At 67.8% G+C, this 21,886-nt stretch carries 13 protein-coding genes; 5 read left to right on the top strand and 8 right to left on the bottom strand.

Translation table 11 applies throughout. The annotated features are described in order from the left end of the window. Window positions 1-181 precede the first annotated feature (181 nt). Entirely contained in the window at window positions 182-748 is a 567-nt protein-coding gene (dcd, locus tag ACIQ7H_RS18735) for a dCTP deaminase (protein WP_395794362.1), read from the bottom strand. Between the two features lie 148 nt (window positions 749-896). Beyond that, window positions 897-2,927: an alpha/beta hydrolase family protein gene (locus ACIQ7H_RS18730; protein ID WP_395794360.1), complete on the bottom strand. Its 2,031-nt coding sequence runs from the start codon at window positions 2,925-2,927 to the stop codon at window positions 897-899. Window positions 2,928-3,201: 274 nt separating this feature from the next. Between ACIQ7H_RS18730 and ACIQ7H_RS18725 the strand changes: the two genes are divergently transcribed. Beyond that, entirely contained in the window at window positions 3,202-3,981 is a 780-nt protein-coding gene (locus tag ACIQ7H_RS18725) for a 3-hydroxybutyrate dehydrogenase (protein ID WP_395794358.1), read from the top strand. A gap of 188 nt (window positions 3,982-4,169) precedes the next feature. Here ACIQ7H_RS18725 and murD read toward each other — a convergent pair whose 3' ends face one another. From murD to ACIQ7H_RS18710, 3 genes are read right to left on the bottom strand one after another with little or no spacing between them, the layout of a single operon-like run. Next, window positions 4,170-5,606 (bottom strand): UDP-N-acetylmuramoyl-L-alanine--D-glutamate ligase, encoded by a 1,437-nt coding sequence (murD, locus tag ACIQ7H_RS18720; protein WP_395794356.1) that lies wholly within the window; start codon window positions 5,604-5,606, stop codon window positions 4,170-4,172. Then, the gene (gene murL, locus ACIQ7H_RS18715) at window positions 5,587-6,948 is read right to left on the bottom strand and encodes a UDP-N-acetyl-alpha-D-muramoyl-L-alanyl-L-glutamate epimerase (RefSeq protein WP_395794354.1); all 1,362 of its coding nucleotides are present in this window, start codon (window positions 6,946-6,948) and stop codon (window positions 5,587-5,589) included. Before murL ends, murD begins: the two co-directional genes overlap by 20 nt. Beyond that, a complete protein-coding gene (locus tag ACIQ7H_RS18710) occupies window positions 6,941-9,571 on the bottom strand; it encodes a bifunctional aspartate kinase/diaminopimelate decarboxylase (protein ID WP_395794352.1) in 2,631 nt (876 codons plus the stop codon). The genes murL and ACIQ7H_RS18710 overlap by 8 nt, the downstream gene beginning before the upstream one ends. Before the next feature lie 240 nt (window positions 9,572-9,811). Here ACIQ7H_RS18710 and ACIQ7H_RS18705 point away from each other — a divergent pair, with 240 nt between their 5' ends. The 4 genes from ACIQ7H_RS18705 to ACIQ7H_RS18690 all read left to right on the top strand — a co-directional run bounded on the left by ACIQ7H_RS18705 (window position 9,812) and on the right by ACIQ7H_RS18690 (window position 16,745). After that, complete coding sequence (locus ACIQ7H_RS18705) at window positions 9,812-13,063, top strand: S8 family serine peptidase (protein ID WP_395794350.1); 3,252 nt, start codon at window positions 9,812-9,814, stop codon at window positions 13,061-13,063. Then, complete coding sequence (locus tag ACIQ7H_RS18700; protein ID WP_395794347.1) at window positions 13,063-13,929, top strand: PhzF family phenazine biosynthesis protein; 867 nt, start codon at window positions 13,063-13,065, stop codon at window positions 13,927-13,929. The genes ACIQ7H_RS18705 and ACIQ7H_RS18700 overlap by 1 nt, the downstream gene beginning before the upstream one ends. 80 nt (window positions 13,930-14,009) lie before the next feature. Next, entirely contained in the window at window positions 14,010-14,636 is a 627-nt protein-coding gene (upp, locus tag ACIQ7H_RS18695; RefSeq protein WP_395794345.1) for a uracil phosphoribosyltransferase, read from the top strand. A 72-nt stretch (window positions 14,637-14,708) separates the two neighbouring features. Then, a complete protein-coding gene (locus tag ACIQ7H_RS18690) occupies window positions 14,709-16,745 on the top strand; it encodes a putative bifunctional diguanylate cyclase/phosphodiesterase (protein ID WP_395794343.1) in 2,037 nt (678 codons plus the stop codon). A 135-nt stretch (window positions 16,746-16,880) separates the two neighbouring features. On the opposite strand, the gene lspA is transcribed toward ACIQ7H_RS18690, so the two are convergent. Genes lspA through ACIQ7H_RS18675 form a run of 3 tightly spaced genes read right to left on the bottom strand, consistent with a single transcriptional unit; the run spans window position 16,881 to window position 21,264 of the window. Continuing rightward, a complete protein-coding gene (gene lspA / locus ACIQ7H_RS18685; protein WP_395794341.1) occupies window positions 16,881-17,396 on the bottom strand; it encodes a signal peptidase II in 516 nt (171 codons plus the stop codon). Then, entirely contained in the window at window positions 17,396-20,230 is a 2,835-nt protein-coding gene (gene ileS / locus ACIQ7H_RS18680; protein WP_395794365.1) for an isoleucine--tRNA ligase, read from the bottom strand. The genes lspA and ileS overlap by 1 nt, the downstream gene beginning before the upstream one ends. A gap of 56 nt (window positions 20,231-20,286) precedes the next feature. Then, window positions 20,287-21,264, bottom strand: a complete 978-nt coding sequence (locus ACIQ7H_RS18675) for a bifunctional riboflavin kinase/FAD synthetase (RefSeq protein WP_395794339.1) — start codon at window positions 21,262-21,264, stop codon at window positions 20,287-20,289. Window positions 21,265-21,886 lie beyond the last annotated feature (622 nt).

Below are 21,886 nucleotides of genomic sequence, written 5' to 3'. Positions count from 1 at the left end.
GAGAACCACATGAAAGAACTCGAACAGCGGCCGGAGGTCGTGCGGGCCTACTTTCAGGACCCAAAGGTCAAGTACGCGGCTTGATGGATAAATGCCGCCGGGTCAATAATGGAACCGTGTGGCGCGGCTGGAAGGCAAGACGATGGCTTCCGAGAACGGGGACTTCGTGTCCCCGCGCGGCTCAGGTCCGCGGCAGCGTTACGCCGGTCTGCCCCTGGTATTTGCCGCCGCGGTCCTTGTAGCTGGTTTCGCAGACTTCATCCGACTGGAAAAACAGCATCTGCGCCACGCCCTCGCCGGCGTAGATGCGCGCGGGCAGCGGTGTGGTGTTGCTGAATTCCAGGGTGACGTGGCCTTCCCACTCGGGCTCAAGCGGGGTCACGTTGACGATGATCCCGCAGCGAGCGTAGGTGCTCTTGCCCAGGCACACCACCAGCACGTCGCGCGGGATGCGGAAGAACTCCACCGTGCGCGCCAGCGCGAATGAATTGGGCGGGATGATGCAGGTGTCGCCGACCACGTCGACGAAGCTGCTCGGGTCGAAGCGCTTGGGGTCGACGATGGTGCTGTTGATATTGGTGAAGATCTTGAACTCGCGCGCGCAGCGCACGTCGTAGCCATAGCTTGAGGTGCCGTAGCTGACGATGCGTTCGCCCTCGGCGTTCTGCTTGACCTGTCCGGGCTCGAAGGGCTCGATCATGCCCTGCGCCGCCCTGCGGCGAATCCATGCGTCCGACTTGATGCTCATGCCTGCTCCCGAATGCCAATGTGCGGCGCCTGTGGCCACCTGCGCCTGGTCACAGCGTCGACGGCGGCCCGCGCGAGGGCCGGAAGTGTAGCGGCCCGGCGTGCGCAGGGCACGCCGGGCCGCGAGTTGGCAGTGATGTAGTCGGGCCTCAGGGCGACGCAGGCGCAGCAGCCGCAGGCGTCTGCGGTCGCCAGCCGCTGCCGATGTGTCGATCGAGGAAGGTCAGCAACGCGTTGTGGAACTTGAGCTTGTTGTCCACCGAGTAATAGCCGTGGCCCTCGCCGCGGAAGTACAGCGATTCAACCGGCACGCCTGCAGTCTTCAGCGCGGCTTCCATCAGCTCGGTGTGCTGGATCGGTGCACGGCGGTCGTTCTCGCCTGCAGCGAGGAAGACCGGCGCCTTGATGCGACTCGCCAGATGCACCGGAGAGTGCTCGCGCAACCCCTCCTCACCCAGCGCTTCACGAAGATAGTTGCGGCCCCACTTGACCTGCTGGACATCGCCGCGCCGGTGCATGAGTTCAAGGTCGTACACACCGACATCGCCTGCCGCGCAGGCATACAGGTCGGGCTCCTTCGCCGCACCCATCAGGCTGGCATAGCCGCCATAGCTCGCGCCGTAGATACAGATCCGGCCGGCCGTAGCGATGCCCCGTTCGATCGCCCAGCGGGTTGCATCGGTCAGGTCATCCTGCATCGCCTGCCCCCACTGTCTATAGCCGGCACGCACGAACGCGCTGCCGAAACCGCCCGAGCCGCGGAAATTGACCTGCAGCACGGCATAGCCTCGAGTCGCCATCGCCTGCACCGTTGGATCGAAACCCCAGGTGTCCTGGATATCGAACGGTCCGCCGTGGGGGTGGACGACGAGCGGCAGATTCTTCTCGCCAACGCCGACGGGCAGGGTCAACAGGGCGTCCAGCTGCAGCCCGTCGCGCGCTTCGATCTGCACGGCACGGGTGCTGCCCATCTGCTCGGGCTCGAGTGCGCGCCCACGGCTGCCGAGGTGGCGGACATGCTTGGTTTCGATGTCGTACAGAAAGTACTCGCCGGGATTGCGATCACTGAAGACGAACACGATCGCCTTGCTGCCATCGGAGGTCGCTGAAGTCACCGCCACGTTGTAGCCCTGGAAAGCGGCTGCCAGGCTTCTGTAGGGGCGGGCGTCGGGATGATCGGGCTCGAAAAAGTGCATCGTCAGCTGTGGTTCGCGGACGTAGACACCGATCACAGCCCTGCGATCCAGCGTTCTGATGGGACCGGCTGGATCCCTGCGCTGATGACGATAGATCTCGGTGCGCTCGCCGCTGGCGATGTCCATGCGCTCGATCGCATCCGGCCCTTCGGAGCGCGAGACCTGCAGGTAGGCGCTGTTTCCGTCTGTGCTGAAGCCCAAAGCATGGGCCCGCTGACCGCTCGTGTCCTGTGCGTTCACAAGACTCCACTCACCGCCCTCCGCCGGACGGTGGTACAGCTCGACCGAATTCTCGGTGGTGACGCCTTGGGCAAATCGCAGGTTGCCGAGCGCATCGGTGAGGAAATCCGCACGGGTGACGGGAGAGGTCGTCAGCTTCGATCTCCGCCCATTGCGCGTATCCAGCCGCTCGATGCTGGCGAAGCTGCTTGATCGGGTCGCCCACGGCTCGATCTGCACCAAAGCTTGCCGATCCTCGCCCGGAAGCAGATCGATGGGGGACGCCCAGACGCTCTCGTTGTCACGAATCCTGATCAGGCTTCCCACGCGGCCGTCGCTGGCGCGGTAGCCCACGAGGGGCGTGGACTGCTTTCCATCGACATTCACCGCGAACAGCTCGCCGGTCGGAATCGGCGCGATCTCGCCCTGCAAGCGCTGCGCGGCCGAGATCAGCAGACGCTCGTTGCTGGCCCACCAGAAATCCGCGACTTCGAGTTCCGTGCCTGCATAGAAGTGGCCCTTCTTCTGGAGCGTTTCGGTGTCGAGCATGAATAAGGCACTGCCACGCTCGACCGGCATGTTGGCCGCAAGATGCTTGCCGTCCGGGGAAATCTTGATGTCGAAGAACGCGTCGCGCTCGACAAAGTGCTCGATCGCCGGCGGCGCGGCCGCTGCGCTGACCGCCGGCGTCTCGCCGGCAGCGAGCATGGGAAACAGCAAGGCGCACGCCACCAGCCAGGGAGCGCGCGGAACGATAGTCGACATGGATTGAACCTCGGAAGGAGAAGGCAGGTATGGAAAGCAGCGACCTCGGCGGCTGAACTTGGCGCGGCGAGACCTGCGAAGGGTGCCAGCAAGAATGGGACTTGCAAAGACCAATGTCTGCGCCGCCTTGTCGCGGCGGCTGCGGACATTGGACTCGACAGTGTGTCGAGCACGCATCCGGGCTCAGTTGACACAAGTGCCCCAAAGCCCGATGGCCGCTTCGGCGGTCGGCTGACACACTTGCGCGCTATCTCCTACTGTCGAGGACAGCGCAATGCAGCAGCCACGCACCGCTCTTGTCACCGGTTCAACCAGCGGCATCGGCCTGGCCGTCGCCGAAGCCCTCGCCGCCGAGGGCTGTCGAATCATGCTGAACGGCCTCGGCACGCCGGAGCAGATCGAGGCGGCGCGCGCCAAGCTTGCCGCACACGGCGTTGAGGTCGACTTCCACGGGGCTGACCTTGCCAGCGCGGCCGGCGTTGAAGACCTGGTCCGGGCCACCGAAGCACGCTTCGGCGGAGTCGACATTCTGGTGAACAATGCCGGCATCCAGCACACCGCGCGGATCGAGGATTTTCCGGCCGAGCGCTGGGACGCGATCCTCGCCATCAATCTGTCTGCCGCCTTCCATGCCCTGCGCTGCGCCCTGCCCGGCATGCAGGCGCGCGGCTTCGGCCGGATCATCAATATCGCCTCGGTGCACGGGCAGGTGGGCTCGGTCGACAAGTCGGCCTATGTTGCCGCCAAGCACGGCGTGATCGGGCTGACCAAGGTCGCGGCACTGGAAAACGCCGAGGCCAACATCACCTGCAATGCGATCTGTCCGGGTTGGGTGCTGACCCCGCTGGTGCAGAAGCAGATCGATGCCCGCGCAGCACGCGATGGCCTCGACAACGCCGCCGCCGAACGCGCCCTGCTGGCCGAAAAGCAGCCGAGCCTTCGCTTCACCCGGCCGGAGGACATCGGCGGCGCAGTGGTGTTCCTGTGCAGCCGGGCGGCGGACAACATCACCGGCAGCGAAATCACCTTGGACGGTGGTTGGACGGCGCGCTGAGCGTTGGTTGATTCGGGATTCGGGATTGGATCGCGCATCGTGGAGCCTTGCTCGACCAGATCGAGAGCCGCCTCAGCCGCGGGATTCTCGACGGTGAGCCGCTGGATCTGATTCGACTCGTCGGCGCGCGCTGAATGCAGGTGTCGCGAGCGCGATCGTCGAGGCTCGAAACCGCGACGGCCGTTCGCTCAGGGCGAGTTGATGCCGAGCCCCGGGATGCTGCCGATCCGCTCGGCGTCGAATCCTGCCAGCTCGGCGAATCTGCGTCCGCGCTCGGCGTAGTCGCGGAACTCGCCAAAGCTGGGCGCACCGGGCGACAGCAGCACCACGCCGCGGTCCACGTTCGCGCTGGCAGCGGTGTCGGCTGTGGCATCCAGCGCAAGCTCGGCCGCGCTCACGGCGCTGGGCAGGTCGTTCGCCTCGATCAGCTCGAAGCCAGCTTCGCCCAAGCCGCGCAGCGCTGTGGCGATGCGCGGACCGTTGGCGCCCAGGCAAACGATGACGGCAGGTGCGTGATCGCGCATCGCGGCGACGAACTCCGACCAGTCCAGCCCGCGCTCGAAACCGCCAAGCAGAATCGCCACGCGTCGCTCGCGATAGTGCGCGAGCGCAGCCAGGCTGGCATGCGGCGTGGTGCTGATGCTGTCGTTGACGTAGAGCCGCCCCGCGCGTTCACCCAGCGGCTGCAGGCGATGCGGCAAGGCGCGGAAGTTTTGCGCATGAGCGGCCAGCGCGACGGCATCGATGCCCAGCGCGTCGATCGCAGTCAGCGCTGCACACAGGTTGCCAGCGTTGTGGGCGCCGGGCAGCGGCAAAGCCGCGGCCGACAGCACGCGCAGCTCGCCGCGGCAGATCCAGCGCTCCGCGCCCTCGCCGCTCACATGCCAGCCCTCAACTGTCCCGAACCAGCGCGTTGAAGGTCGGCCGGCGAACCGCTGCGCCAGCCGCGCATCCTGCGCATTCAGCACCGCGAGACCGGGCTCGACGCGCTCGACCAGGGCGCATTTGTCGTCGTAATAGCGCTGTTCCGTGCCATGCCAATCGAGGTGTTCGGGATACAGGTTCAACAGCACCGCCACCGCAGGCCGCAGCGCATCGGCGGTCTGGTAGCTGGACAGCTCGATCACGTAGAACTCAGGCGCCGGTTGCTCAAGCAGCTCAAGCAGCGGCAGGCCGATATTGCCGGCCAGGGCCACGCGGCGGCCGTCGGCGCGCAGCAGATGCGCGATCAGCGCCGTGGTGGTGCTCTTGCCTTTGCTGCCGGTGATGCAGACCACAGACACCTGCGGGTCACGCGCCTGGCGCTCGGCGAACCACAGCGCCGTGCCCGAAGTGAAGCGCAGGCCGGCAGCCAGGGCTTCAGGCGCCGGGCTGCGATACGGGCTGATGCCGGGTGATTTCACCACCCAATCGAAACGCGTCAACGTCTGCACTTCCGGCGCGGCCGTTTCGATATCGATCGCGTCACCGAAGGCGCTGCGCGCAGCGCTCGCCTCATCCGGGCTGCAGATCAGGCTGAAACGCTGTGCGGGCAGCGCGCGGCGCAGCGCATGCAGCGCCGCCGCGCCCTCGCGGCCATAGCCCCAGACCGCGACGCGCGCACCTTCAAGCGCTGAAATGCGCACGCAGCTTCCCGGCCAGCTCGAACGGAATGCCGTGCGCACCGGCCGGCTGCAGCTGGTCCTCCAGCGTGAGGCCAGACGCATCCAGCTGCGGCAGGATCTCGTCGCGAAAGCGTGCGACCAGGGCGTCTTCACGCCAGGCCGGACTGTTCGCCAGATGCGCGAATGCCGCGCGCGATTCGATCGCCTCGCCGACGCATTCGAACGGCTTGTGGTCGCGGTACTCGATCAGCGCATCGAAGCCGGCGGCAAGCTGCGGCTCATCCAGCAGGTTGCGGCCGAAGATCGACACCAGGCGAGGTTTCGGCATGAACGGCGCCAAGGCCAGAAACACGAAGTGGCACTTCGGGCACACCCCGCACCAACGCTCGGCCGGGCGCTCGCCGAGCAGATGGAAATTGCGGTTGCAGCTGCTGAAGTGGCGGTCGTAGCCGTCGATACGCGCGAACTGGCGCGCGATCGCAAGCTCGGACCACGGCCGCAGCAGCGAGTAGTAGTTGAGGTCTGCCGCCACTTCCGCACGCAGCAGGGCGGCGAAATCGTGCTCGAACTGCCAGCCCTTGCTCCACTGGTGATTGACCTCGCCGCTGCCCTCGATGGTGCTGCCGTAGCTGGCCGAACGCTCGTTCGAGAACACCACCTGGTCGCAGTCGCGCAGCAGCGCGACAAGCGCCAGCACGGCAGAGTTGATCGCGGTCACCGGGATATGCCCGTTGTAGGCGCCCTGGCGATTGAACTCGAACAGCTCGGGCGCGATCGCGCGCTCGATCTTGAGGCCCGGCAGGCCGGTGCGCTCCGCGCAGGCGGCGATCAGCTGCGAGCTGCCGATCCAGGCCAACTGCTGGTCGACGCCCAGCGCGCGCAAGGACTCGATCGAAACCAGTGAATCCTTGCCGCCGCCGATCGCCACCAGCGCCTGCCGGCGCAGGCCGAGCACAGGTGCAGCCACCGGCGACGGCCCGGGCACCGGAAAGTTCAGCCGCACAGCAAGATCGATCCGGTTGCGGTAGGCGAACTCGCCCAAGCCGAGTCGATACACCTCGCCAAGCAGGCCACGCGCAGCCAGGCCCGGCTGGCTCGACTCGAACACGATCTCCGCCGGCACCGCGGCCTTGTAATAGCTGACGCCAGCGATCCAGTGCAGGAGATCCAACGCACGCCCCACCGCCACTGCGCGTGCGCCATCCAGCACGAACGGTGCCCCGGGGATGCGCAGGCGCTCGATCAGCACCGGGCCATCGTCGAAGCGGTATTCCAGCGCGACCTCGCCGGTCTGCGTATCCAGGCGGCTGGCGACGAAGCGGAAGCTCCGGATCGCATCGCGATCGAAAATCCACTCAGTCATCCAACAGCTCCTCGCTCGGCAGGGGCCGCAGATTGTAGGTGTTGGCCATCACCGCGCCATAGGCACCGGTGGTGGCGATCAGGGCGACATCGCCTTCTGCGGTTGCATCCGGCAGCCGGCGACGCCGGCCCAGCACGTCACCGGACTCGCAGATCGGGCCAACCACATCGGCCGGCGCACCCGGCGGCGCATCGAGCCGCGACAGGTTGACGATCTCGTGGAAGGCGCCGTAAAGCGCCGGCCGCAACAGCGCATTCATGCCGGCCGCAAGCCCGACCCGGCGCACGCCGGATTTCTCGACCACCTGGGTCACCCGCGCCAGCAGCACGCCGGCCTCAGCCACCAGATAGCGGCCGGGCTCGATCCACAGCGCGTACTGCGGATACGCGGCCTTGAGCTCGGCGAGCGCCGCGGCATAGCCGGCCAGATCGAAGTCCGGCGCGTCGGGCTCGTAGGGCGCGCCGAGGCCGCCGCCGACATCGATGCTCTCGATGCTGCCGAGCTGCTCAGCAATCGAGGCCAGATGCGCATACACGGTGCGCCAGTGGCTGGGCTCGAACACGCCGCTGCCGATGTGTGCATGCAAGCCGGTGACGCGCGCGCCGGCCTCCTTGGCGGCCAACATGAAGTCGGCCACCGCGCTGGCGGGCAGGCCGAACTTGGCGCTCTTGCCGCCGGTGCGCACCTTCTCGTGATGACCGCTGCCGAAGCCCGGATCGATCCGCAGCACCAGATCGAGGCCGCTGAACAGCACCGGCCACTGTCGCAGCGGATACGGGCTGTCCAGGGTGATGCGCACACCGAGTTCGCGCGCGCGGGCGTACTCGGCCTGCGCCGCGAAGCTGGGCGTGAACAGCACCCGCGCCGGTTCCAGCCCCGGCACCGCGGCGAACACATGATCGAGTTCACCGGCCGAAACGCATTCGAGCCCGAAGCCCTCGGCGGCCAGCAGGCGCAGGATCGCCGGGTGCGGGTTGGCCTTGATCGCGTAGTAGCGCCGATCGACGCAGGCGATCGCGGCCAGATCGCGCGCGCGCTGGCGCACGGTCGGCAGGTGGTAGACGTAGCACGGCGATTCGCCGGCGGTCTGAACCAATTCGGCCGCGCGAGCCCGCCACCACGGCGGCGTGCGTCGCGCAGCGCCACCGTTGAGCTCGATCCAGCTGGGGCCGAATACGGCGGTCTCATCGACCGGCATCGCGGTGCTGGCGATCAGCATCGCGTGCAGCTTGGGCAGCAGGCCTTCGGCCACGGCCTCGTCGACCACGAAGGTCAGGTTCAGATCGTTCGAGCTCTGCGAGATCAGGTGCACGCGCTCGCGGCCGAATTCGGCCAGCACGTCCGAGAGTTTGTGCAGCAGCGAGCGCATGCCGCGGCCGACCAGGGTGATCGCCGCGCAGGGCGCGATCACCTTGACCCGGCAGAACGGTTCGAGGTCGGCGCACAGCGCGTCCAGCACATTGGAGTTGACCAGGTTCTCGGACGGGTCCAGCGACACGGTGACGTTGGATTCGGCCGAGCCAATCAGATCGACCGACAGCCCGTGCGCGCGGAAACGCTCGAACACATCGGCCAGAAAACCGACCTGCTGCCACATGCCGATCGACTCCATCGACACCAGCACGATGCCCTTGCGCGAGGAGATCGCTTTGACCCCCGGCGGTGCGTCGGCGGCGACCGCACCGATCAGGGTGCCGGGGAACTCCGGCCGCTCGGTGTCGCGCACCCACAGCGGCACGCGGCGCTCGCGGCAGGGGCCGATGCAGCGCGGATGCAGCACCTTGGCACCGGTGGTGGCGATCTCCTGCGCCTCTTCATAGTCCAGCCGCGAGAGCAGGCGCGCCTGTGGCACCTGGCGCGGATTGGCGCTGAACATGCCCGGCACATCGGTCCAGATCTCCACCCGCGCCGCTTTCAGCAGCGCGCCGAAATACGCCGCCGAGGTGTCCGAGCCGCCGCGGCCCAGAATGGCCGTGCGGCCCTGCGCATCGCGGGCGATGAAGCCCTGGGTGATCAGCAGCCGGCCCTGACACTCGAAGCGCTGGGCAAAGCCTGCGTCGCCGTCGGTGTGGCAGTTGACCGCCAGATGCCGCGCCCACTCGCTCTGATGCGGCAGCTCGATCGCTCGCAGATGCTCGCGTGCATCCACCCACTGCAAGGGCACGCCCTGCGACTGCAGATAGGCCGCACCCAGCGCGCTCGACATCAGTTCGCCCAGCGCCAGCAGCTCGGCCTGCCAGGGGATCGCTGCACTGGCCGCGCGCGGGTCGTTCAGCAGTTGCTGCAGTTCGGCGAAGCGCACACCCAGCACGGCATCCGCATCGAGGTCGAGTTCGGCGGCGAACACGCGATGCCGTTGAACAATCGCCTCGCCTCCCGCCTGCTGGGCGGACGCGTCACCGGCGGCATCGATCAGCGCCTGCAGCGCATTGGTGATGCCCGACACCGCCGACACCACCACCAGCACCGGGCCGCCCTCGCCATGGCGCGCACTGGCGAGCGCACCGATGGTGTCCCAGCGACTGCGTTTCGACACGCTGGTACCGCCGAATTTCAGCACCGACCAGGCTGTGGTCGGGGCGGGCGTCGGGTGGCGGGCGGGGTCGAAAGCGGAAGCGGACACGTGCATCTCCAGTCGGTCAGTTGAGCGCGATGTGGCGGATAGCAGCCCATCACAGCCGCCACGGGGCGCGGCGGCGGCGCAGCATGACAAGCCGCTCACGCCAACGCCACACGGCACGATCAGATATGGCGCGACAGCATGCGTACTGCCGCCGCGGTCGAATTGACGGGGCGCCCGAATTGCGGCCCAATCGAGGGTCATGCTCCGGGGGGAGCGCACCAACCTGTACAGGTTTTCCGCATGTCGATCTCACGTCCGGCGCTGCTGTGCGCCTTGCTCGCCGCCCTGCTGCCGGCCGCCGCCGATGCCAGCCTGATCCACCGCGACCAGCTCGATGCCGCGCGTCAACGCGGGCTGGAAGTGGTCGAGGACTACGGCGCGGTGCTGTGGATGCGGCCTGTATCGAACTCGCTCGCCGACACCGGTGTGAATGCGCTTGAACTCGCCGGCCGTCGCTTCGATCCGGCCAGCGAGATGCGCGCCAACGCCTCGGTCTACGGCAGCGGCCCTGCGCTGCGTCTGGTCCAGTTCGATGCGCCCGCGCGGCCGGAGTGGCTGGATCAACTCAAGGCGGCAGGCATCCAGCCGCTGCAGTACATCGAGCCCTTCGCCTACGTGGTCTGGGCCACTGCCCCCGCCCTGCAGGGGGCGGCGCGGGCACAGTCGAACCTGCGCTTTGCAGGCGATTTCCTGCCCGAGTACAAGACCGCGACGGCGGCCGCTGGCATCCAGCGCGGCGAGCTGGAGTGGCAGCTGATGCTCTACCGCGGTGCCCGCGTCGACCTCGGCCAACTTCTGGCCAGTGGCGCCCAGCTGATGGAACGTGCCGACAGCGATGCGCAGTTCGAAATCGCCCGCGTGCGGGTGGCCGATGCCGCCAGCATCGAGCGTCTGAGCCGGATCCCCGGCGTGTACGCGATCCAGCCGGTGCCGCGCGATGGCGGCCTGCGCGGCGAGCTGCAGCAGCAGATCAGCGCCAACAATCTGGGCAGTAGCGGCCTGCCGGTGCCCGGTTATCGCGCCTGGCTGAGCGCGCGCGGTGTCTCCGGTGCTGGCGTCACCATCGCCAATGTCGATGGCGGCATCTTCGATACCCACCCGGATCTGGTCGGCCGCATGCTGCCCTGCACGGGCGACACCTGCGGCGGTGCGGCCACCGATGCCCACGGCACCCACACCGCCGCAATCATGGCCGGCGACGGTGCCTCCGGCGTGCTCGATGACAACGGCTTTCTGCGTGGCCTGGGCATCGCGCCCGGCGCGCATCTGGTTGAACAAGTCTACGAGCCGCACTTTAGACAGGCCGGCGGCATGCTGAAGCTGATGCGGCAGTCCTACGACAACGGTGCCCAGCTGTCCGGCAACAGCTGGGGCCCGGCGGGCTCGCCGCGCGGCTATGACGCCGACACCCGCCAGGTCGATGTCGGCAGCCGCGATGTGAATCCGGCTATGGCCGGCGACCAGGCGCTCACCTATGTGCTGTCGATCATGAACGGCAACGGCGGCACCAGCAGCCAGGGCTCGCCGGACGAAGCCAAGAACGTGATCACGGTCGGCTCCACCAAGGCGCAGCTCGCCAGCGGCGCGGTCGATGCCAACTTCAATGACCTCTCCAGCAACAGCGGACATGGTCCGGCGCTGGACGGCCGCCGCATTCCGCACCTGGTGGCGCCCGGCTGTCGAGTTGACTCGGCCGCCAGCGCCAGCGGTTACAGCCTGCTCTGCGGCACCAGCATGGCCAGCCCACAGGTCTCCGGCGCGGTGGCCGTGTTCATCGAGCGGTTCCGCAACGCCTACGGCAGCCGCACGCCGAGCGCAGCGCTGAGCAAGGCGGCCCTGGTCGCCGCCACCCAGAGCCTGGTGGGCTTCCGCGATGCCGACAACGGCGTGCTCGGCCAGCGCCCGGACAGCAAGCAGGGCTGGGGCCGGCTGCGCACCGACTGGCTGCTGGCCCCAGCCGCGCCGGCGCTGTATTTCGACCAGTTCGAAGTCGGCGCCAACACCGGCGACCTGCCGCCGACCGTGGTCTTCGATGCCACCGGCGAACGCTGGGATCTGGCGCTGTCGCCGGTCGATCCCGCATTGCCGATGACCCTGGTGCTGACCTGGACTGACGCGCCTGGCCACGGCCTGGGCGGCAACACCCCGGCCTGGAACAACAATCTCGATCTGGTGGTCGAGGCGGCGGGTGACCGCTACCTCGGCAATGTGCTCGACGCCAGCGGCTTCAGCGCCACCGGAGGCAGCGCCGATGCCCGCAACAACATTGAAGTGGTGGTGCTGCCTGCGGCGGTCGCTGCCGGCGGCGTCACGATCGAGGTCATCGCTGCAGCCTTGAACTCTGACGCGCTCCCCAACCGCCCAGGCGCGACGGACCAGGACTTCGCCCTGGCCTGCGTCAACTGCATCAGCGGCAGCACCTTCGGCCTGCAGGCCGGCAGCACCCGCGTGCAGGCCTGCGGCCCGGCCACCGAAACCGTCAGCCTGAGCCTGGCTGCGATCGGCGACTACGTCGGCAACGCCAACCTGAGCATCGATGCCTTGGCCGGCATGACCAGCAGCTTCAGCCCAGCCACCGTCAGCGTGCCCGGCAACAGCACCCTGTCGCTGGACATCGTCAACCCGGCCGAGGGCAGCCATCCGCTGCAGGTCCGCGCCAATGATGGCGACATCGAGAAGGGCCTGGGCATCGTGCTGGACTACAGCGCCAGCCTGCCCGGCACCAGCAATCTCAGCTGGCCCTCGGCAGAGCTTGAGGGCATCGGCCTGCGGCCGACCCTGAGCTGGACCGCAGCCGCCAACGCGGCCACCCGCTACCGCGTGGAAGTGGCCACCGATGCAAACTTCCAAACCGTGGTGTTCGAGCTCGATACCGGGGAAACCCAGCTGCGCCTGCCGACCGCGCTGGCCGGCAATACCCGGTACTGGTGGCGGGTGACCCCCAGCAACTTCTGTGGCGATGCGCCAAGTACAGGCCCGCGCAGCTTCCGCACCGCCGAACAGACCTGCAGCACCGTCGCGGCCAGCGGCCTGCCGCTGCCGATCGGTCCGAACGCTGGCATGCAGACCAACTCGTCGGTCGCGATCGCACTGCCTGGCCTGGTGCAGACGGTGTCGCTGCCCAGCGTGGTGGGCACGCACACATACCTGGGCGACCTCAGCGCCAGCCTGCTCGCGCCGGATGGCACCGCCGTGGGTTTCTGGAGCGCGGTCTGCGGCGCTGCCGACAACTTCAATTTCGGCTTCGACGATGCGGCGACCACCCCGTTCAGCGGCATGGTCTGTCCGGCCACCGGCGGATTGAGCTATCGGCCTGCCGCAGCATTCAGCGCGCTTGCGGGCAGGCCTGCCACCGGCAACTGGACCCTGCGCATCACCGACAACGGTGCTGGCGACAGCGGCAATCTGACTGCCTGGAGCCTGCGCGTATGCACCGTGGATGGCATCGAGACCAATGCCGAGGCGCTGTTCGCGAACGGCTTCGAGAACTGATGCGCTGCCCGCTGATCCAGGTCGACGTGTTCGGTTGCCGCCCGTTCGGCGGCAACCCGGTGGCGGTGATTTTTGTTGCCGATCCGCAGGCACTCGATGCGGTGGCGATGCAGCGCATCGCCCACTGGACCAACCTGTCCGAAACCACCTTCGTGCTGCCGCCGAGCGCGCCAGGGGCGAGTTATCGCCTGCGCATCTTTACCCCGCGCCAGGAGCTGCCCTTCGCCGGCCATCCCAGCATCGGCAGTGCGCATGCGGTGCTCGAATCCGGCTGGGCGCAGGCGGATGCCGATGGCCGCCTGCTGCAGGAGTGCGCTGCCGGCCTGCTGCCGCTGCGCGTCGAAGGCGAAGGCGAATCGCGACGCCTGTTCGTGCGGCTGCCGGCCCCCGAACAGGCACCGCTCAGCGCCGAGGCCCAGGCCACACTCGAACGCGCACTGGATGCACCGATCACTGCCGCCGCAGCTGTGAATGTGGGCCCGGTCTGGATCGTGGCCGGGCTGGCGAATGGCGCGGCCGTGCGTGCACTGCAGCCGGACCTGAGCGCGCTGGCCCAGCTCAGCCTGGCGACCGGCGCAGTGGGCATCAGCGTGTACGGCCCGGATGAAACCGGCGAAGCCGATCTGGTGGTGCGCAGCTTCGTGCCCGCCGACGGCATTCCCGAAGACCCCGTCTGCGGCAGCGGCAATGGCGCCATCGGCGCCTATCTGCAGGCGCGCGACAGCCTGCCGGGCCGGCGCTACGTCGTAAGCCAGGGCCGCGAATGCGGCCACGATGGCCGGGTCGAAGTCGAGCTGGATGCCGATGATCGGCTGTGGATCGGCGGCCAGGCGCGCACCTGCATTCGGGGTGAGATCGAGCTCTAGCGGCTGCCACGCCTTCAGCGGCGACTTGCCGCCGCGGCGCGAATCGGTTCCGATGGCGGCTGTCCTGTCGGGAGCCACCCATGTCCGTTGTCGAAGTCCGTCACCCGCTGATCCAGCACAAGCTCGGCCTGCTGCGCGAGGCCCACATCAGCACGCGCGAGTTCCGCACCCTGGCCGGCGAGATCGCCTCGCTGCTGACCTATGAGGCGACCAAGGACCTCGAGACCGAGGACGAAGTGATCGAGTGCTGGTCCGGCCCGGTCACCGTCCAGCGCATCAAGGGCAAGAAGATCACCATCGTGCCGATCCTGCGCGCGGGCCTTGGCATGCTGCCGGGCGTGCTGGAGCTGATCCCGGCGGCGCGGGTCAGCGTGGTCGGCATCGCCCGCGATGAAGACAGCCTGCGTCCGGTCACCTACTACGAAAAGCTGTCCAGCCACATGGACGAGCGCACCGCCCTGATCGTCGATCCGATGCTGGCCACCGGCGGCACCCTGATCGCCACCATCGAGCTGCTGAAAGACGCCGGCTGCAAGCGCATCAAGGGCCTGTTCCTGGTGGCCGCGCCGGAAGGGCTGCAGCGGCTGGCCGACACCCATCCGGACGTCGAGCTCTACACGGCCTCGATCGATCAGAGGCTGAACCAGCACGGCTACATCCTGCCGGGCTTGGGTGATGCCGGTGACAAGATCTTCGGCACCAAATAGCCCCCGCTGCTGCGACGGATCGCGCTGGCCAGAGTCTTGCTTGGAGGGCCTAACGCTCACTTCGGGGTTCCAATGACCGTATTCAGCTCACCGGCCGAACCTCTCGCTGACGAAGCGCTGCAGGGTGGGCTGCGCCTCGACGGCCAGGACCTGTTCCGCGATCTGGTCGAAACCTTGCCGGTGGCGCTGTACCGGATCGATGCCAGCGGCGCGCTGACCTATGCCAATCCGGCGATGCTGGCCCTGCTGGGCCTGAGCCTGGAAAACGCGATCGGCCTGCGCGCGGGCGACGTGTATCCGCCCGAGCTGGCAGTCGCCTACGCCGCCGACGACCTGCGGGTGATGCAGGACCGGCGACGGATTACCCGCATCGAAGACCACCGCGTACCCAGCACCGGTGAGTTGCGCCAGGTCTGGGTGAGCAAGCTGCCGGTGCTGGATGCCGACGGCCGCGTCGTCGGCCTGCAGGGCGCGTTCGAAGACCTGACCGAACAGATGCGCAGCCTGGACGAGTTCCGACTGGCCGCAGCCGTGCTCGATTCAGCTCAGCAGGCGGTGATGATCACCGACCTCGACGGCCGCATCCTGCGCGTCAACCCGGCCTTCGAAGCCATCACCGGCTATGCCGCGAAGGACGCGCTGGGCCAAACCCCGCGCATGCTTTCGTCCGGGCAACAGGCCGGGGATTTCTACGAGCGCCTGCGGGCCAGCCTGAAGGAAGTCGGGCATTGGCAGGGCGAGCTGGTCAACCGGCGCCGCGACGGCAATCTGTACACCCAGCACATGACCATCTCGACGGTGCGTAACAGCGCCGGTGTGCCCAGCCACTACGTGGCGATGTTCCTCGATGTCAGCGAGGCCAAGGCGGCCGAGCAGCGGATCCAGCATCTGGCCCAGCACGACGCCTTGACCGGTCTTCCAAACCGCCTGCTGCTGATCGACCGCCTGCAGCAGGCGCTTTCGCAGGCCGTTCGCAGCGGCCGCAGCGTGGCGGTGCTGTTCATCGATCTCGATCACTTCAAGCACGTCAACGACGCCCACGGCCACCACGTCGGCGATCTGCTGCTGAAGCAGGCCGCACAGCGCATCGTGCGCGCGCTGCGCGACAGCGACACGGTGTCGCGCCAGGGCGGCGACGAGTTCATCGCTTTGCTCAACGAACTCAACAATGCCGAAGACGCGTCGCCGGTCTGCCACAACCTGCTGCGCGCGCTGGCGCTGCCGTTCGAGGTCGAAGGCCTCAGCCTGCACCTCTCGGCCAGCATAGGTGTGGCGAGCTTCCCCTGCGACGGCAGCGACATCGAAACCCTGCTGCGCTGCGCCGACATGGCGATGTACGAGGCCAAGGCGGCCGGCCGCAACCGCGCGCAGTTCTTCCGCGCCGAGTTGGAATCGCGGGCGCGCCGCCACGCAGAGCTGGAGGGTGAGCTGCGCCAGGCGCTGCGCCGACGCGAGCTGTTCATCGAGCTGCAGCCGCAGGTGCGGGTCGGCAGCGGTGAGCTGACCTGCCTGGAAGCCCTGGTGCGCTGGCAGCACCCGGAGCGCGGCCGGATTCCGCCGCTGGACTTCATCCCCTTCGCCGAGGCCAACCGGCTGATCCTGCCCCTGGGCCGGGAAGTGCTGCGCCTGTCCTGCGAGGCGCGGGCGCGTTTGAAATCCGTTCTACCGGACAACGTACCGATCGCGGTCAATGTGTCGGCCCTGCAGCTGACCGACCCGCAATTTCTGAGCAGCTTCGCCGACGAAATCGACCGTCATGCGCTGAGCGGCCACCACATCGAGCTTGAGATCACCGAACGCGCTCTGATCGCCGACCTCGACACCACCCGCGACCTGCTGCAGCAGCTGCGCGTGCTGGGGGTGCGCGTCGCGATCGATGACTTCGGCACCGGGTACTCGAACCTCGCGGTGCTGCACCGGCTGCCGCTGAGCCGGCTGAAAATCGACCGCAGCTTCATCGAAGACATCGACACCCGCCTGAGCGCGCAGGAAATCTGTCGCGCGATCTGCGCCCTGGCCGGCAGCCTTGATCTCAAGGTGGTGGCAGAAGGCGTCGAAACCGCGCCCCAGCTTGAACTCGTCGGGGCAATGGGCTGCGACAGCAGTTAAGGCTATCTGATCGCACGACCGATGCCGATGAACCAACTGCTGGACTGGCTGAAGACCCGAGCGCGCAAGCCGCCAGCCGGCGGCCGCGGCTGAAACGGCCACGCCGCGGGCTGCGCCGGTGCTGCCGCACCGCGCTCAGCTGTCGACGCGCTTGCCGCCTCCGCCGAAGCCCGAAACAGCGATCAGGATCGCCCCGAGCACGATCGCCGAATCGGCGATGTTGAACGCCGGCCAGTGATGCGTTTTGTAGTAGACGTCGATGAAGTCGACCACGTAGCCGAAGCGCAGGCGATCAACCAGATTGCCGATCGCGCCGCCGATCACCAGTGCGAACGGCAGCGCCTGTCGCCAGTCGGCCCGCGGCAGGCGCGCCAGCCACCATGTCAGCAGGGCGCTTATGCCGATCGCCAGCCCACTGAACAACCATTTCTGCCAGCCGCCGGCATTGCCGAGAAAGCTGAAGGCCGCGCCGTAGTTGTACAGCAGGGTCCAGTTGAGCCAGCCGTCGATCACCGGCACCGGCTGGTTGTACTGCAGGTGATCGAGCGCGATCTGCTTGGTCCACAGATCGAGCGCGATCACCACCGTCGACAGCAGCAGCCAGATCAGGGCGCTGTGCTTCAGCGCCGGGGTGTGAGCTGAACCCGCCATCAGAAGAACAATCGCTGTTCGCCGACGCCGTCGACATTGTCGACACAGCGTCCGCACAGCTCCGGATGTTCGGCGTGCTGGCCGACATCGTCGCGGTAGTGCCAGCAGCGCACGCACTTCGCGGCCGAGCTCGCCGCCGCCTCGACCCACACCGGCTGGCCCTCGACCTTGGCCAGTGCACCGCCCAGCGTCGATGCGGGTTCGCCCGCCAGCGGCACCAGACTCAGCTCGGAGGTGATGAACAGGAAACGCAGCTCGGCCTGCAGCGCGGCGAGCTTGGCGCCCAGGCCCGTCGCGGTGTCGATATGCACCGCCGCCCGCGCCTGCAGTGAGGCGCCGATCGCGCCCTGCTTGCGCATCGGTTCCAGCTGGGCCGACAGCGCCGCGCGGATCGCCAGCAGGGCGTCGAAATCGTCTTCGCCCAGCACCGAATCGGCCGGCAGCGGAGCCAGACCGGTGTGCCAGGTTTCAAACAGCACCGACTCACCGCGCGTGCCCGGCATCGCCTGCCAGATCTCCTCGGCGGTGAAGCTCAGGATCGGCGCGATCCAGCGCACCATCGCCTCGAGAATGTGGAACATCGCGGTCTGCGCCGAGCGCCGGCCGCGGCTGGCCTCGGGCATGGTGTAGAGACGATCCTTGGTGACATCCAGGTAGACCGCACCGAGCTCGTTGATGCAGAACTGCTGCACGGCCTGAACAATCTCCAGGAACTCGTAGTCGTCAAACGCCTGCAGCACGCGCTGCTGAACCGCATGTGCGGCGGCAATCGCCCAGCGGTCGAGCAGCAGCAGTTCGGCATCCGGCAGCAGATCCTTCGCGGGATCGAAACCGTCGAGATTGCCCAACAGAAACCGCGCGGTGTTGCGGATACGCCGGTAGGCATCGGTGGTGCGCTTCAGGATCTCATCCGACACCGTCATCTCGTTGCGGTAATCGGTAGAGGCCACCCACAGGCGCAGTACGTCGGCGCCGAGGCTGTCCATCACCTTCTGCGGCGCGACTACATTGCCCAGCGACTTCGACATCTTGCGGCCCTGCGCATCGACCGCGAAGCCGTGCGTCAGCACGTGGTGATAGGGCGCGGTGCCGGTCATCCCGGCCGAGGTCAGCAACGAGGAATGGAACCAGCCGCGGTGCTGGTCCGAGCCTTCGAGATACATCACCCGGTAGTTGTCGACACCCTTGGACGTGAGCTCCTCGCGCGCGCCGATCACGCAGGCGTGGGTGACGCCGGAGTCGAACCACACGTCGAGAATGTCGGTGACCTTGTCGTACTGATCGGCCTCGGCGCCGAGCAGCTCGGCCGGGTCGAGGTCGTACCAGACATCGACGCCGCCCTGCTGCACGAGATCGGCCGCGCGGCGCATGATCGCGACGCTGTCGGCGTGGATCTCGCCGCTGAGTTTGTGCACGAACAGCGCAATCGGCACGCCCCAGGTGCGCTGGCGGCTGATGCACCAGTCCGGGCGATTCTCGATCATGCCGTGGATGCGCTCCTGGCCCCATTCCGGCACCCAGCGCACCTTCGGAATCGCCGCCAGCGCGGCCGCGCGCAGGCCGGCGTTGTCCATGCTGATGAACCACTGCGGGGTAGCGCGGAAGGCGACCGGCGTCTTGTGCCGCCAGCAGTGCGGGTAGCTGTGGAACAGCTCGCCCAGCGCCAGCAGCACGCCGCGCTCGCGCAGCGCCTCGACGACGACCGCGTTCGCTTTCCAGATGAACTGGCCTTCGACCAGCGGCGTGCCCGGCAGGAACACGCCATTGCCGCCGACCGGGTTGATCTCGGCCGCGCTGTACCGCTCGGTGATGCCGTACTTGGCGCAGACCGCGAAATCCTCCTGGCCGTGGCCGGGGGCGGTGTGCACCGCGCCGGTGCCGGCATCGGTGGTGACATGGTCGCCGAGCAGCACCGGAATTTCGCGCGTTTCGATGAAGGGATGCTGGAGCTTGGAGCCTTCCAGCGCGGCGCCCTGCGCGCGGCCCAGCACCGCCGGATCGTTCAGGCCATAGCGTTTCGCGACTTCGCCGAGCAGGGCTTCGGCCACCACCACGCGGACCGGCGCATGCGTCCCGGTGCTTGCATCCACCAGCACGTAGTCAAGCTCGCCGCCCAGGCTGACCGCCAGGCTGGCCGGCAGGGTCCAGGGTGTGGTGGTCCAGATCGGGATCGCGATCGGTGCGCCGTCGGTTGCGACACCGAACACAGCGGCGATCGCGGCCTGATCAAGCGCCACGTAGGCCACATCGATCATCGGAGAAGTCTTGTCGGCGTACTCGATCTCGGCCTCGGCCAGGGCCGAGCCGCAGTCGAAGCACCAGTGCACCGGCTTCGAGCCACGCGACAGATGCCCGTTCTCGACGATCTTCGCCAAGGCCCGCAGCATGTCGGCCTCGAAGCTGAAATCCATCGTGCGGTAGGGGTTCTCCCAATCGCCAAGCACGCCGAGGCGCTTGAAGTCGCGGCGCTGCACATCGATCTGCTCGGCGGCGAACTCGCGGCACTTGGCGCGGAAGGTGCGCGCATCGACCTTCTGGCCGACCTTGCCGATCTGCTTCTCCACCGCCAGCTCGATCGGCAGGCCGTGGCAGTCCCAGCCGGGCACGTAGGGCGCATCGAAGCCCGACAGCAGCTTCGACTTCACCACCATGTCCTTGAGGATCTTGTTCACCGCGTGACCGATGTGGATCGAGCCGTTCGCATACGGCGGGCCGTCGTGCAGCACGAATCGCTTGTCGCGGCCGCGGCTCTGCGCGCGGATCTGCTGATAGCGGCCGATGGCTTCCCACTGGGCCAGCATTTCCGGCTCGCGCTTGGGCAGGTCGCCGCGCATCGCGAACGCCGTCTCCGGCAGATGGATAGTGTGTTTGTAGTCTTTGGGTTCAGAACTCACGCCGGGCTCCAGCTGGATGCGGCGCTGCCGGGGGCAGCAGGGGAAGTGCTCAGAATCTCGCGGGCCCGCGCAGCATCGCGGTCCATCTGCACAATCAGTGCGGCGAGGTCGGGAAAATTCAGCTCGTCGCGCAGTTTGGCGACGAACTCGATCGACAGGCGACGGCCGTAGAGGTCGCCGCTGAAGTCGAACATGTGGGTTTCCAGCAGCGGCTCCTTACCCTGCACCACCGGCCGCGTGCCCAGGCTGGCGACGCCGGCCAGCGGCTGATCACCGATGCCGTGCGCACGCACCGCGTACACGCCCCACAGCGCCGGCAGACAGCGGCCGAAGCGCTGGTTGGCGGTCGGATAACCGAGCGTGCGGCCGAGCTGCTTGCCGCGCACCACCCGCCCGGAGATCGCATACGGCCGACCGAGCAGGCTGGAGGCCAGCTCCAGCGCACCTGCTCCCAGCGCATCGCGGATCCGCGAGCTCGACACCCGCTCGCCATCCACGCAGGTGACGATGTCCAGTGAATGCGCCACGAAGCCGAGCTCGGCGCCCATGCGCTTGAGCAGATCGACATCACCCCCGCGGCCGCGGCCGAAGCGGAAGTCCGGGCCGACCCAGACTTCGCGCGCATTCAGGCGCTTGACCAGCACCTCGCGCACGAAATCCTCGGCGGCCATCGAGGCCAGCGCGGCGTTGAAGCGCAGCAGGCCGACGCTATCGCAGCCCTGCGCGGCAAGGCCCTCGAAGCGCGCCCGCGGCAGCTGCAGCCGCGCGGGCGGAATGGCGCGAGAGAAATGCTCGCGCGGCAGCGGCTCGAAGCTCAGCGCAATCGCATCCAGCCGCGCCGCATGCGCACGCGCCACCACTTCGGACAGCAGCGCGCGATGGCCGAGATGCAGGCCATCAAAAGCACCGATGCAGACAATGCTGCCGCGCGGGGCAAGACAGGGACCGAGCGGGTCACGGAAGAGACGGTTCATGGGGCGGGGAGTATAGCGGCGCGTCGTTGGTGCGCCGCTGGGGCTGGGGGAATCGGCAGAGGGGAAGGGAGATCGGCTTCGCATCGCCTCTCCTTTCGCTTGCCGCCACCTCGGGCTGCGCCTCGCTAGCGCCTCGCTAGCGCCTCGCTAGCGGCTCGCTAGCGGCTCGCCTTAGGCCCGCTCCTAAGCCCCTCTCCCCTGGCGCAGCAAGGCGGGTCGTTTTCAAGCTCCCGGTGGGCTCTTGAGGTCCGCCGAGCCCGAGCGAAGCGAAGGCAGCGTTGGGGAGAGGTGGACAGCACTCGCGGCGAGCATGGCACCCCTCTCCCCCGACCCCTCTCCCACAAGGGGAGAGGGGAGCAAAGCAGGCTCGCCGCAGCCCCGCTCTTGAGCCCCTCTCCCCTCGTGGGAAGCGGAGGAGAGCGCTTGTCGGCTGCCGGTGGCAGCCGACGCTCTCTGGAGCCCGAGCGAAGCGAAGGCAGGTTGGGGAGAGGGGGACAACACTCGCGGCAAGCTCTCCACCCCTCTCCCCCGACCCCACCTTCGCTTCGCTCGGGCTCGGCGGGCCTCAAGCGCCAACCGGGCGCTTGAAAGCGACCCGCTTCGCTCCGCAAGGGGAGAGGGG

The sequence above is a fragment of the Aquimonas sp. genome (assembly GCF_044377145.1).
Classification (GTDB): Bacteria; Pseudomonadota; Gammaproteobacteria; order Xanthomonadales; family Xanthomonadaceae; genus Aquimonas.
The sequence above is the reverse complement of the archived record's forward strand: the minus strand, read 5'-3'. Positions and strand labels throughout refer to the sequence as shown.

Coding starts and splice junctions, on each gene's coding strand:
- dcd (WP_395794362.1), bottom strand. CDS start 748: ATGAGCATCAAGTCGGACGCATGGATTCGCCGCAGGGCGGCGCAGGGC.
- ACIQ7H_RS18730 (WP_395794360.1), bottom strand. CDS start 2,927: ATGTCGACTATCGTTCCGCGCGCTCCCTGGCTGGTGGCGTGCGCCTTG.
- ACIQ7H_RS18725 (WP_395794358.1), top strand. CDS start 3,202: ATGCAGCAGCCACGCACCGCTCTTGTCACCGGTTCAACCAGCGGCATC.
- murL (WP_395794354.1), bottom strand. CDS start 6,948: ATGACTGAGTGGATTTTCGATCGCGATGCGATCCGGAGCTTCCGCTTC.
- ACIQ7H_RS18705 (WP_395794350.1), top strand. CDS start 9,812: ATGTCGATCTCACGTCCGGCGCTGCTGTGCGCCTTGCTCGCCGCCCTG.
- ACIQ7H_RS18700 (WP_395794347.1), top strand. CDS start 13,063: ATGCGCTGCCCGCTGATCCAGGTCGACGTGTTCGGTTGCCGCCCGTTC.
- upp (WP_395794345.1), top strand. CDS start 14,010: ATGTCCGTTGTCGAAGTCCGTCACCCGCTGATCCAGCACAAGCTCGGC.
- ACIQ7H_RS18690 (WP_395794343.1), top strand. CDS start 14,709: ATGACCGTATTCAGCTCACCGGCCGAACCTCTCGCTGACGAAGCGCTG.
- lspA (WP_395794341.1), bottom strand. CDS start 17,396: ATGGCGGGTTCAGCTCACACCCCGGCGCTGAAGCACAGCGCCCTGATC.
- ileS (WP_395794365.1), bottom strand. CDS start 20,230: ATGCGCGGCGACCTGCCCAAGCGCGAGCCGGAAATGCTGGCCCAGTGG.
- ACIQ7H_RS18675 (WP_395794339.1), bottom strand. CDS start 21,264: ATGAACCGTCTCTTCCGTGACCCGCTCGGTCCCTGTCTTGCCCCGCGC.